Genomic DNA, 15,725 nt, shown 5'->3' on the forward strand with positions numbered 1-15,725 from the left:
CCAGCACCACCTCCCCGCCCCGTTCCAGCAACTCGCCAGCGATGAACAGTTCGGGCCGGCGGCCGGACGCCTCGGCGTCCACCCACCGGTCCGGGTTCAGGTGGCCGTACTTCTGGTACGCCGCGCGCTTCGCCTTGCTGCGCTTGTTGGGCAGCCCACTGCCGGTGATCACCACCGCGTCGGGGACGTCCGGGTGGCGGGCCTGGATCGCGGCCCACATGTTCTCCATCGCGCTGATGATCCGGGCGCCTTCGCGTCCCTTCGGGGTCGTTGCCATGCCTTCATTCTACCTTTCCCACCATGTCCATGGTGTGATCTGGTCCGGTCTGCTGCCCGGTACCGGCGCGGTCCGCCCCACCCGGAGTAACAGTCCGGCCTAGGGTGTTGGCCAGCAACAACGCTCCCGCTCCGTCTCGCGGGCGGTGCCACTGTTACAGGGGAGGAACTGATGACGGTTCAGGGAGGCTGCGGCGCCTGCGGGCACCCACTGCCACCGGGCGCGGGTGGCCGCTGCAGCTGCGGCGCGACGAACCCCCGCTGACGCCGAAGGGGCGGACCTGGTGGTCCGCCCCTCGGTCGTGCCGGTCAGTACCCGGCGTTCACCAAGGCGCCGGCCGCGTTCTCGGCGGCCACCGTGGTGTCGAACTCGTCGTCCTCGTCCAGCTCCTGCCAGAGCGAGTCCAGCGCCTGCTCGATCACGTCGGCGTAGACCTGGGTGCGGTCGCTCTCCCGGCCCGTCTCCACCACGTCCTTGTCCAAGTCACGGTGCGTCAGCGTGACGGTGAACTGCGCGGCGGTGAGCGCCTGCTGCAGCATCTCCCCCGCCGTTGCTGCCCTGTGACGGCCCCCGGCGCATCCGAACGCCACCCGGAACGGGGCGGTGGCGGCGACCGGGCCCATCGCGTACGACTGCGTCATGGTGATCGCGGCGGCCACGACCTGCAGGACTCCGGGGGTGGCGGCTACAGCGTCCCGCACCTCCTGGTCGCGCGCCGTCTTGTACCGCAGCTCCGGGTTCACGTGCGGGTCGCGGAAGTGGCGGCGCAGGTCCAGGACCAGCTCGGCCTCCGGTGCGGCCCCGTGCAGGTACCCAAAGGTGATGATCTTGACGTCCATGGTGTTCCCCTCCTTCGCCCCCGGCCGGGGGCGGGTTGATGGTGTGTCAGTCCTGCTCGGCGGGCAGTTCCCAGAGCCCGTCCTGCCACGCTCCCCCGGGCTGCCCTGCCAGGCTCGCCTCCCGGATCGCGGCCTCGACGGCGGCGGCGTCCCCGCCCTTCGCCAGGGTGGTCCGGATCGCCTCCCGGATCGCCACCGCCCGGCCGGCCGCGCCCCGGGTGTCGGCCAGCGCGTGCCCGGCCAACCGCGAACGGGAGGCGTAGTCCTGGACGTTGTCCTGCCTGGTGCCGGGCAGCCAGTGACCGCTGTTCTGGCAGCTGGGGCTGTCGCAGGTGTGCCGGACCAGCTCGACCTTGTCGAGCGCCTGGGCGCCGTGCTCGATCCCGTAGCCGAGCACGTGCGCGCTGACGATCCTCGACGTCTTCCCGGCTGGCCCGGCCCGGAGCTTGCCGTGGCCGGAGTCCGAGATTGCGCCGATCCAGTACGCGCACTGCTGCGGCCCGCGTCGGTACACCTTCTGCTCGTACCTGGCCCGGGTCTCGGCGTGGCCCACCAGGAGGGCCCACGGGACCTGCTCGCGCTCGCCGCTCATGCCGCTTCCGCGCACCCGCACTTGGGGGCGGACTCCCACATCCCGGTGGAGCTCTTCCGCACGGCCGAGTGCCCGCCCGGAATCCCGCTGCCACCGCAGGTGGTGCAGGAGGCATCCGCCCCCGGGTCCAGCGCCCAGTCCCGACCGCAGTTCCTGCAGCGGGCACAGTCCACCGTGTCGTCGGTGTTCGGCACCGGGGCGTCGTACTCCTCGACGTCCTCAGCGCTCCCGCACCCCGGGCACGTGATGACGTAGCCGGGCCGGTCCTTCGCCTCGCCCTCGTCCTCGTCGGCCTCGACGGCGCCGAGCAGTTGGCTCACGGCCTGGCGGGTCATCCGGGCCGACTTCGCCAGCTCGGCCTGGTTCTCGTAACGCTGGTCCCCCCACGAACTGATCTGGAGGAGGCGGGCGTTCACGGCAGCGCGGGCCAGCTTGGCGTCCCTGATCGCGTCTTCCCGCCGGACTCCGAGGTCGGCCAGCTGGTCCACCAGCACCTGACGGGCCCGGTCGCGCTCGGCCCGCAGCACCTCGACCGTGCCGACCAGCAGCACGTTCTCCATGGTGGCCTCGCGCTGTTCGGCGGTGGCCAGCAGCTGCAGGTCCTTCTCGGCCGCCTCGACCGGCACCCGGCCCTCGACCGGCCGGCCCCGGTCCGCGGTGAACCACCGCACCGCGTCCAACGCCTGGCGGCCGCCGGCCTTCTCCTCGCGGAACCGGTAGAGCCAGGCACGGGTGCCCACCACCGAGAACCGGTGCCGGTCGGCACGGTCGTGGCCGAGCAGGACCAGCAGGTCCTCGTGCCACATCTGGTTGGAGCCCAGCAAGCGCGTCAGCGCTCCCGCGTCGTAGTCCAGTTGCTCGTTGCGGTAGTCCACCCACACGGGCCGCACGATCTCCGGTACGGCGGCGACGGCGTCGGCCATGTCCGCGTAGATGTACCGGTCCGAGTACCCGGCCGGGTTCCGGTGGCACAGCCGGGTGATCTCGTTCCCGGCCCGGATCGCGGCCGCTGACCAGTCGTACTCCCCGGTGCCGGGCACCTCCTGCAGGGAGGACACCAGCTCCTGGGCAGCGTCCCACGCCCGGCGGGCCAGCGCGTTGCCCTGCTCGACGGTGAGGTGCGGCCGGGTGGCGAACCCGCTGTCCACGATCCAGTACAGCTCCTCCGGGACGTACTCCCACTCCCTGAGCGGGTACATGGCCCCGGACCTCGGCCGGGTCCGGGTCCGCTCCTCGACCGGCCAGTTTGCGGCGTCGAACTTCAACTCTCCGGTGGCGAGGTTCAACCGGACCCGCTGGTAGTGCCCGGCGTCGGTTCCGGGCGGGCCGGGCGGGACCGGCCGGCCTTCCTTCTGCAGCCTGGTCCCCTCCTCCAACCAGCGCGTGATCGCCTCCGCGTTGGGGATCGGCGGCAGCTCCTCCTCGGTCCGCTCGACCACTCGGACCGGGCCGGTGGTGAGCCGGGTAAGCCTCTTCGTCTCCATGTAAACCAGCTTGACAACTATCCGAGTAGGCGTCAAGTAACTTTACGCATGCGGGACAAGTAGTACCGGCCGCTCCGGATCGCCTGCCCGACCTGGGCAGTTGGCGGCTCCGGGCGGGGTACCTGTATGTCTACGGGGCGTCAGATTTCCGAACCAGCAGGATGGCGGGCAGGGAGTGAGCACGATGGTGGGCTGGCTGCGACGGACACCAGTTCCGGGCTCGCGCCGCTCCGTACGGGTGCGGTCCCTGGCCTACCTGCGGCAGCAGGGGAAGGGCGGCCCCACTTTGCGGGAGGTCGCCCCGGCCCTCGGCCTGGTCCTGGCGCTCCTCGCGGTCACGTTCTTCGTGGCCTTCACCGCGTTCCGCGCGCTCGGCCTCGGGGGTGTCCTCGTCGCCCTGGTGCTCGCCGTCGCGCTGGCATCCGCGGTGAGCCGTCGCCGTGCCACGATCGCCCGGCGCCGCTCGGGCCTCTACACCGGTGCTGAACTCGGCGGCCTGACGGACGGCCACGCGCTGGCCCGGGCGGTGTCCCGGATGCTGCGGCGCGACGGCTGGCGGGTGCGCTCCCTGCCCTGGGCGGGCTCGCCCCGGCTGATGGCCCGTGACCTCGACGGCCGCCACCTGGAGGTGACGGTCCGTCCGGCGGACTCGGCTGGTGAGGCGACCCCGGCCCCCGCGCTTCTTCGACGGGCGGGGACCGGTGGGCACGGCGGCATCCTGCGCCTGGTGGTCAGCCTCGGCCGGTACTCCCGGAAGGACGTCCTGTGGGCGAGCCGACAGGGCGGCGTCTTCCTCCTCGACGGCCAGCAGTTGGCGGCCTGGGGCGGCGGTGCGGACCTGGTCCAGCTCGTTGGCCCGCTCCCGCTGCCCGGGCCGGCCGCCGCTGACGACTCCGACCCCGGGCACGGCCTCGGGTAGCTACTCGATCCGCGTCGCGCCCAGCACCTTGACGAAGAAGAAGTCCAGCACCCGCATCCACCACGGCTCCTGGCGGGGCCCGGGCACCTCGACGGCGGCCGGGGCCGGCTGCTCGGCTGCGGCGGCCTTCGCCTCCCGGTACTCCACGTACTCCTGCCGGACGTAGGCCCGGCTCGCGCCGCTGGCCGCCCACTCGTCGGCGAACGGTCCGTGCTTCCCGGCGGACGTGCCGTAGTGGTCATCGAACTCCCGCAGCAGCCACCCGGCGGCCACCGCCTCCTGGACCAGCAGGGCATCCTCCGGGTACTCGATGGCGTGCAGGTCCAGCACCACGGTCTGCAGCAGCCGCAGCTCGCGGGACTCGCGCCAGTTGTCCAGCTCGTCCATCAGCTGCTCGATCCGCAGGTCCAGATCGACCGGGTGCGGCTCGTCGGCGTAGGCGGTCCGGGGCAGCGGGGCGTCGAACACCTCGTCCGGCAGCGGCACGTACGGCGTGGCGGCCATGGGCTCCTCCTCAACGTCCTGGTGGTGGGGCCCCGACCGTACGCGGACGCACTGACACCGCCTCGGCCCGGCGCCCTGACCGTGTTGGAGGGAGGGCAGGGGCTGCCTGTCGTGGTGCCTCTGAACTGCACTGTTACAGGCCCGGTTTCACTTTTGAGCCCCCGAATGAGGGAGTTCGCACACGGCGTTCACTGGTGGCCCTGCACCGGGCCGTGACCAAGCGGACGGCGGCCGGGCCTGGCCTGCGGGGCCTCGGGCTGCTCAGCCTGGTGCTGCTGCTCGATCCGCTCGACGGCCAGCCGACGGGCCCCCTCCACCGGAGCGGCCACCCCCTCGGCGCGCTCCGGGGTGAACAGCGGACGGCGGTACGGCTGAGTGCTCATCGGTCCATGATCGTCTGTGCTGGGGTTGCTCGGGTCCGGGTTCACGCAGCGCTCAACTCCTCGCGGAGCGCGTCCAGCCTCTCCAGGGCGGCCTCGGGGGAGGACGCTCCGGCGCGCTCGGCGGCCGCCGTCGCCAGCGCCACGGCGGCGGCCCGGTCACGGTGGCCCACGTTGCTGAGCTGCCAGAAGTCGCCTGCCCCGTAGGCCCGCAGAGCGTCCGCGACGTCGGGCGGGACGGTCATCTGCTGCAGCATCAGGGTGACCTCGGCGGCCACGGTGGTGGTGGGCATCGTCTCCGTGGTCGTGCCGGGCAGGACGCCCAGCTGCTCCAGCGCGTCGGCCAGCAGCTCCTCCGCCCGGTACCGGGCGAACTGGTCCAGCGCGATTCCGCCGGCCGGATCGCCGAGCGTGCGGACGGCGGTGTTCAGCTCCACCAGCAGCTCGCGCAGATCGTCGGCGTCGTGCCGGACGGCTGCCCGGAGCAGGTTCACGGCCAGTACGTTGCCCCGGAGCTCGGGCAGGGAGGGGGTGGTGGGAGTCGTCGTCATGCCTGTTCAACTGCCCAGCAGAGCAGGGGTTTCGGGCGTCAGACCGGCGGAGCAAGCTATCGCGCAAGCCAGGCTTACGCCCGTCTTCCGCAGCTGGTCCCCGCCCGGGGGCTGGACGGTCAGGAAGCGGCCGGGGGTCCGCAGGGTCGCCCGGCGGACCGGTCAGCCTGTCCAGGCAGTGGGAGGCCGGTAGGTCTGCCCGCCCCCGCTGAGCCCGGCCAGCCGGGCCTCGACGGCTGCGGCCGGCCGCTCTGCCCCTGCCTCCCGCAGTACCTCGACCAGCCGGTGGCCGAGCTCAGCGGCCTGGTGCTCGTCGTCGTCCAGTTGCAGCCACAGCGCCCGGGCGTTCTCGATCGCCTGCCGGACGGCTGGGTCCGTCGGCGGTGCCCACACCAGCCGGTGCCGGGCCGTGGTGATCCACCGCTCCGTCGCCCTGACCACCGCGCCGCTGGCGGCGGCTGCCGCTGCCTGCACCTCCAGCACGTCACCCATCAGAGCCGACTCCCGACCGGACGTCCGCAGTACCTCGGACTCCCACCGGGCCGCCAGCTCGGCGGCGGTGTGGTGGCGTCCGGCCTGCATCGCCTCGGCGATCGCCACCCGGGGGTCAGGCCCGGCGGTCGGCGGTGCGACCCTGCCGAGCGAAACCGCGGCCGCGACCGGCACCGCGACGGGAGCGGCTGGCGGCACGTTCGGCATCGGCGGCGGCACGAACACCCGTGGCGCCGGCACCGGAACCCGGGCGGCGGGCTCCTCCTCGGCCGGCACCGGGGGCAGTCCGAGGACCACGGCCTGGTCGTGCAGCCCGGCCCGGTGCACCGCCACCTGGTGGAGCTGGGCCACGTGCTGCCCGGGCGGCGTGCTCTTCAACAGGGCGGCCAGTGCGGCGGTGTACTCCGGCACCTGCCACGGCCCCCGGCGGACCGGCGGGCTGACGACTCCCCATGCCGCGACCTGCGGCGGCAGCGCCAGCTCGGCGGGCTCCAGCGGCCAGCAGGCCGGATCGGCGGTCAGGTCCAGCACTACCCCGGTGGTGGCTGGCTGACGGCTCGCCAGCGCCCGGGCCAGCCACGGCCACGGGAGCGCGGTGTACCGGATGGTGCTGTCCGTCGTGCTCGCCAGAGCGAGGTGGACCTGGTGCTGGCGGCGGTCCCGCACCAGCTGCCCGCACACGTAGACCAACAGCGGGCCCTCGACGGCCACGGCGGCCTGCAGCCGGGCCAGCACCGCCTGCGGACCGGACGGCTGGACCAGCTCGACCACGTCCACCGGACCCGGCCAGCCCGGCACCAGCAGCCCGGCCGGCACCGTGCCGAACGCGGCCACACCCTGCTCCGGGTCCAGCAGGCGGCGCCTCGACGTGCTCGGCGCGGCCGCCACCATCAGTACCTGTCCACGGGGCTGAGAGGTCGTCATCCGGTCACCGTAGCCACTCCTCTGTGTGCTGCCTGCCTGCATTTCGCTCTCCCGCCGTAGCTGGTGACAGGGTCGTGACGGGACCAACTGTCAGAACAGAACGCCCATTCGGGCGCCTTTCGTCCCTGGCTTCGCCAGGGTCTGTGATGAGCTGTGCGGCCCGATCCGGCCAGTTCCTGGTGCACTGGCTCACCTCGTCCGGGGTGGACCGGATCGGGCCGCACAGCAGCGGATAAGGGCCTTCGGGCTGTTCTTTTGGGGTGCTCCCCCCGGCTGCTGGTTGCTGTTGGCAGTTGCCTTACCGGGCTCCGGGTGCCCAGCAGCCGGGGGGAGCTAGACCCCCCCTAACGAGACAGGCAGAGCTCACCCGAAGGGTTCTGCCTGCTCGTTAGAGGGGGTGTTCTGCATGGTGCTTGGGGTACGTCCGTCTCCGGTACGCCCGTTGCGGTCATCGCATCAACCAGCTGCGGGGGATTACTCCGCGCTTGGGACCGGGATGTGCGGACAGTGCTGGGGGGTTGCGTCCCCGGGCGATCTGCTCGCCCACCGGCTCGGGTCCACCTTGTTCGCCACGGAATCACTCCCGTGGCAAGGCCGGCCTGACTGCCCGCTCGATTCACCATTTAGCGTCTGCAGCACGCGGCCTCCACTCAGGGGTTGGGCCTCGCACCTCTGCCTTACTCTCCCGGTGGCTTTGGCCGGGGTCGGGTTTTGGTGACCCGGACCGTTCTCTTACCGGGGACTGCTCCGGACTCCTCAGCTCGTCAGGCTGAGGCCACGGGTCGGCTTCCGGGGACCGACTCCCTTGGGCATGTCACGACCTCCACCCGCCACGGTGGAGCGCGTCCAGCAGCAACGTGAGCTGGACAACGCGGCGGGCCCCGTGACGGGTGGTCAACCTCGACGGCCACGGGCCGGAGGTACGCGAAGTGGCTGGTCTGGCCGGTTTCCGGCGTGTCGGTGCCGGGGCATGCTGGGCAGACCGAGCGACGGACAGCTATAGTCGTCTCCCAGTAGTGGGTACGCCGAAGGGCGCACCCGGCAAGCTCTTCGACCCGGTCCCAAAAGGTTGGTTGCCAGCAGGCGGGTCTAGAGCAGATAAGCGAATACGTGGTAGGCGGTCTGAGCCTCGATCACACCCTGGTTGGCCCCGGGGTTGGTCTGAGGCTCTTTTCGCGTTCTCTCGATGGGTCTCCCAAGATCACGACGTCAAGTCAACCGAGAGTTTTTCACACTGATGACGTTTCGTGCTGGGCCCAACACGCCCGGACCTGAAAGTCGTACGAAAGATCCCGATACCTCCCGGTAAGAGCCTTACGGCGCCCTTACCGGCACCTGACAGCAGGTCAGCGGTTCGCACCACCGACCCCACTGGAAACGATCATACCTCACGAAGTCTTGAACTCCAAGACTCTGGTGGCTCATGTGCCCGGTGGTTCGCTGTTGGCGATCACACCATGTCCATGGTGGGAATCTTGGCCAAGGGGCTTGTGCCTACTGTACGAACCTCCGTACAGTAGAGCTGTACGAAGTTCCGTACACCGGACTCCGGAGAGGACCCATCATGCTCAAGGTCACTGAGGGCGCTGGCAGCCTGCAGGGCGGCGTGGACATCACGATCAGCCTTACCCCGCAGGAGGCTGCGGCCCTGGGGGAGATCGACCGGGACCAGCTCGGGGACCGGCTGGACACCCTGTTCTTCGCCCTGGCCCTCCTGCGGACCGGCCGCGTCTGCCGGGGCGACAACACCGGGGCGCCGGCCACGGTGGCGAACTGGCAGCTCGTCATCAACGACCTGGACAAGCACCTGATCCCGCAGCTGACCGGGGCCCGGGACGCCTCGGTGCGCGCTCACGCTGCGGCGGGCGGCTCCGTCGGCCAGCTCGGGATCGCCATGGACGTGCCGCGCTCGACCGCCCAGAGCCGCAGGGAGACGCTGCAGGCCAAGGTCCGCAGCCCGTACGAGCACTGGGCCACCGGGGACACCCGGCAGAACTGACATGTGGTCAGGGTCACTGCCCGGCTGCACTTTCTGGGCAGACCGGCTCTGGCCTTCCCGCCACGCTGAGAACCACCTCACCACCTGCTCCGGGGCGGCCGTCTGGCCGGGAAGCTGATCGGCCGCCCCGGGCTCCAACCCGTTGGACGAGAAGGAGACCACCATCATGAACGACACCGCCGCAACCTTCGCCGCTGTCTTCGCCGCGTTGTTCACCGCGCACCAGGTCGGCGACCACTGGGTGCAGACCTCCTGCCAGGCAGCCGAGAAGGGCGGGCCCGGGTGGGCCGGCCGCTGGGCCTGCTCCAAGCACGTCATCACCCTGACCCTGACCAAGGGCATCCTGTTCGCCCTGGCCGCCGTCGCCCTGGACCTCGACGTCACCGCGGCCGGCCTCGCGCTCGGCCTCGGCCTGGACTGCCTGTCCCACTGGTGGGCGGATCGCAGGACAACCCTGGCCTGGCTCGCCAGCAAGACCGCGAAGTTGGAGTTCATGAGCCTGGGTACCCCAGCCCACCCCCACCACCCGGTGGACGGTGAAGGCAACTACGCCCCGACCCTGGGCACGGGTGCCTACAGCCTTGACCAGGCATTTCATGTGTTCTTCCTCTTCCTGGCGGCCCTGATCATCGCGGCCGTCTGAGAGTCCGTCAGCAGCACAGCGGCCCCCGCACTCCGGTGCGGGGGCCGCTTCGTGTTCTCCAAGCACACCGTGTGCACGGTGGGAATGCTCTGCTCTCCAGCAGCTCCTGGCGGACGTGCAGGGCGGGAACGCCGCTGCCCGGCACCACCGAAGCGGTGCCGGGCAGCGGAGCGGGGGGGGGGGAGCGGATCAGCTCCCGAAGTGGTCCTGGCAGCCCTCGCACTGCTCGCCGTCGGGGCCCTCCTCGCCGTGGTGGACGCAGAACCACCACCCGCCCGGCTGCCCGGCCCGGGGGCGGCCGGTGCCCTGGCAGTGCCCGCAGATGCCGGACTGGTCGGGGTGGGCGTTACGGCAGTCGGTCTCCTCGTTCTCCACCAGCTCCTGCAGCCAGACCAGCTGACCGGCGGTCAGCTCGACCGTGGTGCTGGAACCGTCGGGGCCGGCCACGGTGACCACGGCCGTGACCGGGGCCTCCGGCGGGTCGGTCGGGTACTCGCCGAACAGTCGGCCGAGCGCGGCGCCGAACGTGGCGGCGGTGGTGGCGGGCTTCTCCGTGGTGGTCATGCTGGTTCCCTCCGATAGATGCACCGTGGACATGCTGGGATTTCTACTTCTTGGCCGGGTTCTGCTGAGCGGCCTGGACGGCGGCCGCGTTGGTCAGGGCCTGTTCGGCCAGCGCGGCCCGCTGCGTGGAGGCGTTGAGCTCTTCCCGAAGCTTCTCCAGCTTCGGCTCCAGCTCGGCCACCTTCGCCTCGACCTTCCCGAGGGCGGCGGCGTGGTCCGTGCGGGTGGCCTCGGCTGCGGTCTTGAGTGCCTGGATCGTCTCGTCCTTCGCCTTGGCAGTGCCCTCTGCCACCGCCTGGTCGGACCTCGCGCTGCGGGCCTCCTCCAGTGCCTTCTCCCTGGCCTGCTCGGCCAGCGTCTTGGCGGAGATGGCGGCCACCCTCTCGGCCTCCTTCTCCTGCACCTGGCGGCTGGCGGCGGCCTGGTCGTCGGCCAGCTTCTTGGCCTCGTCTGCCCGGTCCTTCGCCGTGGTGGTCTTGAACGCCTGCAGCTCCGCCTCGAAGGTCGCCAACTTCGCTGCGGCGGCAGCCACTTCCTCCTTGGCCTCCAGCTGGGCCTTCGCCACCTCTGCCTCGGCTTCCTGCTTGGCCCTGCTCAACTCCTCCTGAGCGGTGGTCACTTCCGCCTGGGCCTCCTGCTGGGCGGTGGCCACCGCCTCCTCAGCCGTCTGCCGGATCTCCGCCACCTCGGCCTCGGCGGCCGCCTGGAGCTCGGCAACGCGCTGTGCGGCCTCCTGGGTGGCCTGCTCGATGGCCTGCGTCTTCTCCTCCTCCAGCCGCTCGGCGTCGGCCTTGAACCTGGTCTTCTCCTGCTCCAGCAGACTGTCCGCCTCGCCTGCGGCCTCCTCCGCCGTGGCCTTCCCTGCCTCGGCCACCGCCTGGGCCTTCTCGGCGGTCAGCCGCCGGCGGAGCTCGTCGGCCAGCGCCTTCTCCGCGTCGGCCACCTTCTGGCCCTGCTCGGCGGTGATGCTCTGGATCTCGGCGGCGGCCGCCTCGGGGTCGGCCATCGTCTGCAGCCGGTCCACCACCTGGTCCAGCTGGACCTGCAGGCGGCTAACCGCGGTGAGCACGTCGTCCCGAAGCGTCGTGGCCCGGGCCACCGCCTCCTTGACCGGCTTGGTGGGGACCTCCTCCGTTTTGCTGGCCACCCCACCGCCGGACCGGCGCTTGCGCTCCCGGAACGACGTCAGGGCGGTGTGCTCCGGCAGGTCGCAGTACTTCGGCGCCGGCCCGGTGGCCCCCGGGGCCTTGGCCTCCGGCTGCCGGACGCAGTCGGGGTACGCGCACGTCAGGAGGACGGGAGTTCCTGCGGGCTGCTGCTCGCTCATCGGCTGGTGCCTCTCTCGGTCGGGCGGCCCGGCCGCCCCTCATTTCCTAACCCATAGCATAGCACACATTTCATTGCATTGCATCTCGTTTCATTTCATTGCACGGTGATGAAATGCAATGCGTTGAAATGAAACGGGTTCGCTGATCCACTCGACGGCGGCCGCCGTACTTCGCCCCCTGAGCTGGGTGGTTCCCTCCTTGGGCGGCGGGCTCGTCCCTGCCGCGCCGGTCGTCGGGGGGCAAGGGGCCGTCTCTCCCGCGAAGCGGGGGCCCCTTGCGGCCTGGCGGCTGGTGTGGCTGCCTCCGGCGCCGTCCAAGGAGGGGGCCGGCCAGCGACCCACCCACCCTCACCCCGACGGTGGATCAGGCCCGGCACGGACCAGGGCCCACCCCCTCCGCAGGGCGGCCCCGCCTGGAAGGCATCTCGGTAACCGACCGCCCGGGCAGCTCCTCGGGCACGGCACCCGCCCCGGGTACGCCAGACTGGCCCCATGACGAACCGTCAGCAGAATCCGAGGTGCCCGCCGAACGGGCCCGGCAGCCGGACCCAAACAATCAACCTTGATAGTCAGGAAATGCAATGAAAACCAGCAGCATTTCGGTAAGCCTTTCCGTCCAGACAGCCTCTCGACTTGCCCTGAGAATCAAGCGTCACAAAGTGGAGAAAGCCGAATTCCTGGCATCGCTTCGGGCTGAGGGAAAGGCCGGTCGGGAGGCCCGGCTGGAACTGGCCCGGGTACGGGCCGACTGGTGGCCTCCCCTCGACGTCCTGGTGGCCGGCTGCCTGCGCCAGCGCCTGGCCGAACCGGACCTGGCCGGTCCGTGGGAACCACTGACGGAGGAGGAGACGCTGGGCATGACCCTGAGCGGCCGGTGGCCCGGGCCTGCCCCGCGCACTCCGGTCCGACGGTCCTACGAACTCCCCTCTTCCCTGGTCACAGAGCTGCGGACCGCCTCCTGGCGGATGAGTGAGCCGTCCCTGCTGCGGATGGACCGGCAGGGGCTGCTCTACGGCGGGCACTGGTCGGACAGTGAGGCGGCCGAGCGTGAGCGGCTGGCCCAGCTGATCTACTCCCCCGCCCGGATCGTCCGGGAGGCCCTGGAGCGCTACGCCCGGGCGGAGGGGGACGAGTAGCCCGCGCGTTCGAATTTAACAATGAACCTTGATTGTTGGTGGCCCGGCCGGATTTCCCTTTCTGCGCGCCCTTGTTCGAGTCACTGAATATCATTGCTTTTCACGCGAACATGGGCTATTCCTGGTATCCTGCAATTCCCTGCGGAGAGGAGATGTGCGGTGCTGGAAATCGAAACTCCGGCCGGTCCCCCGGCCACCGGGAGTGAGCCGTCCCGGGAGGTGGCCGTGGTGCCCACCTACGACTGGGGGAAGGCACCAGAACACCTGCGGACGGAGTCCCAACTGGCTGAGCAACGGCTCAAGCTGGCGGACGGTCAGCGGCCGGCCGGTTTTGTGGAGAGCCGGAAGTACGGCCAGTTCGCGCTCTACGACCCGTCCGGCGCGGTGAAGATGCGGCCGCTGTCGTCCAAGCAGCGGGCGGCGCGGGAGGCCCGGCGGACCTGCAAGGAGTGCGGGAAGGTGCTGGCGTACGTCCTGCACGGGCCGTGTCAGCGGTGCCGGGAGAAGGCGGAGTTGGTCCGGCAGCGGAAGCTGGCCCGGACGTGCTGGCGGTGTGACGCGGTGCGCGCGACCCCGTACCCGGTCGGGTCGGATCACCGGTGCCGCCCGTGCAGGAAGGTGCTGGCGGAGGAGGCGGCGCGGGTTGCTGCGGAGCGGATGGCGCGGGCCACCACCTGCCGGGGCGGCTGCGGGCTGCAGCTGGCGACGGAGGCGGAGGTGGCGGCCTGGAGGGCGGAGAACCCGTACGGCTGGTGGGAACCGCGGTGCTGCGAGCCGTGCGGGGTGCGGCTGGAGGAGGAGAGGGCGGCGGCGGCTGAGGCCGCGCGTCAGCGGGATGAGGACCAGCGGCGGGCCCGGGTGGAGCGGGTGCGGTCCCTGAGCGCCTGGGCGGCGGCCGCGCTCGCCGACCCGGACGTGGTGATCCTGGACAGTGAGACGACCGGGCTGGAGTCGGACGCCCGGGTGGTGGAGCTGGCGGTGGTCTCCTCCGCTGGCGTGGTCCTGGTGGACACCCTGCTGGACCCCGGGGTGCTGATCCCGGGTGAGGCGGCGGCCATCCACGGCATCGACAGCTCGATGGTGCGGGGGGCGCCCACGTTCTCGGACGTCCTGGTGCAGCTGACCGGCGCCCTGATGGACCGTCGGGTCCTCATCTACAACCGGGCCTTCGACGTCGGCCGGCTGCGGGTCGAGCTGGTGCTGCACTACACGGCGGCCGGGCACCCGGACCCGGCGGCCTCGGCGGCGGCCTGGCTCGACTGCCTGCGGTTCGAGGACGTGATGGTGCCGTACTCGGACTGGGTGGGCGACTGGTCGGACTATTGGGGGAACTACCGGTGGCAGCCTCTCGGCGGCGGGCACCGGGCGGCGGGCGACTGCCGGGCGGTGCTCGACGTCCTGGGCGAGATGGCCCGGGGTCACCACCTGGTGCCCGCGCCGGCCGGTCAATTCGACCGGGACCACGAAGGGGTGGTGACGGGCTGATGGTGCAGCTGCGGCTGATGACGGACGACCTGGCGTTGGGTGAGCGGGTGCTGGAGCTGGTGCAGCTGGCGCTGGCGGACGCGGTGGAGCTGACGGCCAGTGAGCCCACCCGGCTGAACCACAGGTCGGGCGGCCTGCGGGCGGTCCTCGACCTGCGGCCCGCGAACGGGGACGAACAGCTGGCCACCGCGCTCCGCCTGCGCCGCGAGCAGTACCTGGGCGGCCTGCTGTTCTCGGTGGGGGATGCGGTGGAGCTGGCGGTCCGTCAGCGGGGCCACTGGGTGGATGAGGAGCTGGAGGCTGAGGGGGAGGACGCGCGGGTGCACTTCAACCTCCCGGCCGGCACCCGGGGCCGGGTCGTCACCGTGCGGGACTACCCGGGGCCGCTCCCGTACGTGGTGCTCTGGGACGTCCACGGCGGCCCGGAGATCGGGGTGGCCCAGCACGATCTGCAGCGGGCCAGCCCGGTGGAGCGGGTGACGGTCGCTCCGCTCCAGTGCGGCTCCTGCGGTGCCTCGACGTGCCCTCGGTTCGGCACGCCACACGGGGAGTGCGACTGCCGGGGGCGCCTGGCCTGCCTGTGCACGGTGGCTCCCGGACCGCGACACCAGTGGTGACGGGGCCCTGCCGCTCCGCCTGGTGCGGTGAGGAGTAGGCCTGCGGCCCGGCGGGCAGCGTCTGGCCGGGCACCAACTACCTGGAGGGGAACAGCAGATGGCAGGAGTACCGGAACCACGGTCCGGGGCGGGGGCCTCGGCCGCCCGGATGGGCCAGCAGCAGCTCGACGCCGAGCGCGGCCGCCAGCACACCACCGCGCGGTGGGCTCTGCCCGCTGCCGGGGTCGGCGGGCTCGTCCTGGTGCTCGCCCTCGGCGGCACGTGGTGGCTCGGCGTGCTCCTGGCGCTCGTCCTGGTCGGCGCCGTCGCCCGGCGCGTCTACCGGCTGGCCGGGAACTCCTGGACGAAGGGGGCGGCGGGCGAACGCCGTACGGCCAAGCTGCTGGTGCCGCTGCAGCGGGACGGCTGGCACGCGCTCCATGACCGTTCGATCCCCGGCAGCCGGGCCAACGTTGATCATTTGCTGATCGGCCCGGCGGGCGCCCTGATGGTCGATTCCAAGTTCTGGACCAGCAAGAAGAGCGCGCTCCGGGTGCAGGGCGGGCGGCTCTGGTACGGCCGGTACGACCAGACCAAGACCCTGCAGACGGCCGTCTGGGAGGCCCAGCAGGCGGCCCGGGCGCTCGGGGTGCCGGTGGCCACCATCGTGGCCGTGCACGGCGCCACGGTGCCGGGCGGGGTGGTCATGCTGGAGGGCGCCACGGTGGTGCCGGCCTCCCGGTTGCGGCACCTGGTACGCAACCTCTCCCCGGTGCAGGGCTTCGACTCGGCCCGGGTCCAGCGGCTGGCCGACCTGGCCGAGCGGACCCTGCCTCCGCACACCAGCTGACCTCCTGTCAGCGAAAGGCCCGGACCGGGTGACGGTCCGGGCCTTTCGCGCTGTCGCATCCGGTGAACACCTCATACAAGCCGATAACTCGACACCAGCCATGGCAGGGTCACCCCCTGCGGGCTGACGGCCTGGCAGCACGGGGCGGAGGCTGCCAGAGCCG

General features: G+C 71.5%; 16 protein-coding genes and 1 pseudogene. 7 read left to right on the plus strand and 10 right to left on the minus strand.

Annotated elements, in window-relative coordinates:
• The 4 genes and pseudogenes from ACIRPK_RS34010 to ACIRPK_RS34025 form a co-directional block, all read right to left on the minus strand.
• Window positions 1–277: pseudogene (locus ACIRPK_RS34010) on the minus strand (hypothetical protein); the annotation flags it as partial.
• Between the two features lie 308 nt (window positions 278–585).
• Entirely contained in the window at window positions 586–1,116 is a 531-nt protein-coding gene (locus ACIRPK_RS34015) for an ATPase (protein WP_403046048.1), read from the minus strand.
• Between the two features lie 46 nt (window positions 1,117–1,162).
• Window positions 1,163–1,708 (minus strand): hypothetical protein, encoded by a 546-nt coding sequence (locus ACIRPK_RS34020; protein ID WP_403046050.1) that lies wholly within the window; start codon window positions 1,706–1,708, stop codon window positions 1,163–1,165.
• Window positions 1,705–3,192: a hypothetical protein gene (locus ACIRPK_RS34025; RefSeq protein WP_403046052.1), complete on the minus strand. Its 1,488-nt coding sequence runs from the start codon at window positions 3,190–3,192 to the stop codon at window positions 1,705–1,707. The genes ACIRPK_RS34020 and ACIRPK_RS34025 overlap by 4 nt, the downstream gene beginning before the upstream one ends.
• Window positions 3,193–3,367: 175 nt before the next feature.
• Between ACIRPK_RS34025 and ACIRPK_RS34030 the strand changes: the two genes are divergently transcribed.
• Window positions 3,368–4,111, plus strand: a complete 744-nt coding sequence (locus ACIRPK_RS34030) for a hypothetical protein (protein ID WP_403046055.1) — start codon at window positions 3,368–3,370, stop codon at window positions 4,109–4,111.
• Here the strand turns inward: ACIRPK_RS34030 and ACIRPK_RS34035 are convergent, their stop codons facing one another.
• From ACIRPK_RS34035 to ACIRPK_RS34050, 4 genes are all read right to left on the minus strand, one after another.
• A complete protein-coding gene (locus tag ACIRPK_RS34035; RefSeq protein ID WP_403046058.1) occupies window positions 4,112–4,615 on the minus strand; it encodes a hypothetical protein in 504 nt (167 codons plus the stop codon).
• Window positions 4,616–4,803: 188 nt separating this feature from the next.
• Window positions 4,804–4,998, minus strand: a complete 195-nt coding sequence (locus ACIRPK_RS34040) for a hypothetical protein (RefSeq protein ID WP_403046061.1) — start codon at window positions 4,996–4,998, stop codon at window positions 4,804–4,806.
• A gap of 41 nt (window positions 4,999–5,039) precedes the next feature.
• On the minus strand, window positions 5,040–5,546 hold the full coding sequence (locus ACIRPK_RS34045) for a hypothetical protein (protein WP_403046063.1): 507 nt from the start codon (window positions 5,544–5,546) through the stop codon (window positions 5,040–5,042).
• 162 nt (window positions 5,547–5,708) lie between these two features.
• Window positions 5,709–6,962: a hypothetical protein gene (locus ACIRPK_RS34050; RefSeq protein WP_403046065.1), complete on the minus strand. Its 1,254-nt coding sequence runs from the start codon at window positions 6,960–6,962 to the stop codon at window positions 5,709–5,711.
• Window positions 6,963–8,526: 1,564 nt separating this feature from the next.
• Between ACIRPK_RS34050 and ACIRPK_RS34055 the strand changes: the two genes are divergently transcribed.
• Complete coding sequence (locus tag ACIRPK_RS34055) at window positions 8,527–8,961, plus strand: hypothetical protein (RefSeq protein WP_403046068.1); 435 nt, start codon at window positions 8,527–8,529, stop codon at window positions 8,959–8,961.
• Between the two features lie 166 nt (window positions 8,962–9,127).
• The gene (locus ACIRPK_RS34060; protein WP_403046070.1) at window positions 9,128–9,604 is read left to right on the plus strand and encodes a transcriptional regulator; all 477 of its coding nucleotides are present in this window, start codon (window positions 9,128–9,130) and stop codon (window positions 9,602–9,604) included.
• Between the two features lie 189 nt (window positions 9,605–9,793).
• Here the strand turns inward: ACIRPK_RS34060 and ACIRPK_RS34065 are convergent, their stop codons facing one another.
• Entirely contained in the window at window positions 9,794–10,168 is a 375-nt protein-coding gene (locus ACIRPK_RS34065) for a hypothetical protein (protein ID WP_402878832.1), read from the minus strand.
• A 43-nt stretch (window positions 10,169–10,211) separates the two neighbouring features.
• On the minus strand, window positions 10,212–11,495 hold the full coding sequence (locus ACIRPK_RS34070; protein ID WP_402878830.1) for a hypothetical protein: 1,284 nt from the start codon (window positions 11,493–11,495) through the stop codon (window positions 10,212–10,214).
• 659 nt (window positions 11,496–12,154) lie between these two features.
• Here ACIRPK_RS34070 and ACIRPK_RS34075 point away from each other — a divergent pair.
• From ACIRPK_RS34075 to ACIRPK_RS34090, 4 genes are all read left to right on the plus strand, one after another.
• A complete protein-coding gene (locus tag ACIRPK_RS34075; RefSeq protein ID WP_403046073.1) occupies window positions 12,155–12,631 on the plus strand; it encodes a hypothetical protein in 477 nt (158 codons plus the stop codon).
• Between the two features lie 159 nt (window positions 12,632–12,790).
• Complete coding sequence (locus tag ACIRPK_RS34080) at window positions 12,791–14,116, plus strand: exonuclease domain-containing protein (protein WP_403046076.1); 1,326 nt, start codon at window positions 12,791–12,793, stop codon at window positions 14,114–14,116.
• Window positions 14,116–14,733: a hypothetical protein gene (locus ACIRPK_RS34085; RefSeq protein WP_403046078.1), complete on the plus strand. Its 618-nt coding sequence runs from the start codon at window positions 14,116–14,118 to the stop codon at window positions 14,731–14,733. Before ACIRPK_RS34080 ends, ACIRPK_RS34085 begins: the two co-directional genes overlap by 1 nt.
• Window positions 14,734–14,830: 97 nt before the next feature.
• A complete protein-coding gene (locus tag ACIRPK_RS34090; protein ID WP_403046081.1) occupies window positions 14,831–15,562 on the plus strand; it encodes a nuclease-related domain-containing protein in 732 nt (243 codons plus the stop codon).
• The last annotated feature ends 163 nt before the right edge of the window (window positions 15,563–15,725 follow it).

The organism is Kitasatospora sp. NPDC101801, assembly GCF_044766665.1.
GTDB lineage: Bacteria > Actinomycetota > Actinomycetes > Streptomycetales > Streptomycetaceae > Kitasatospora.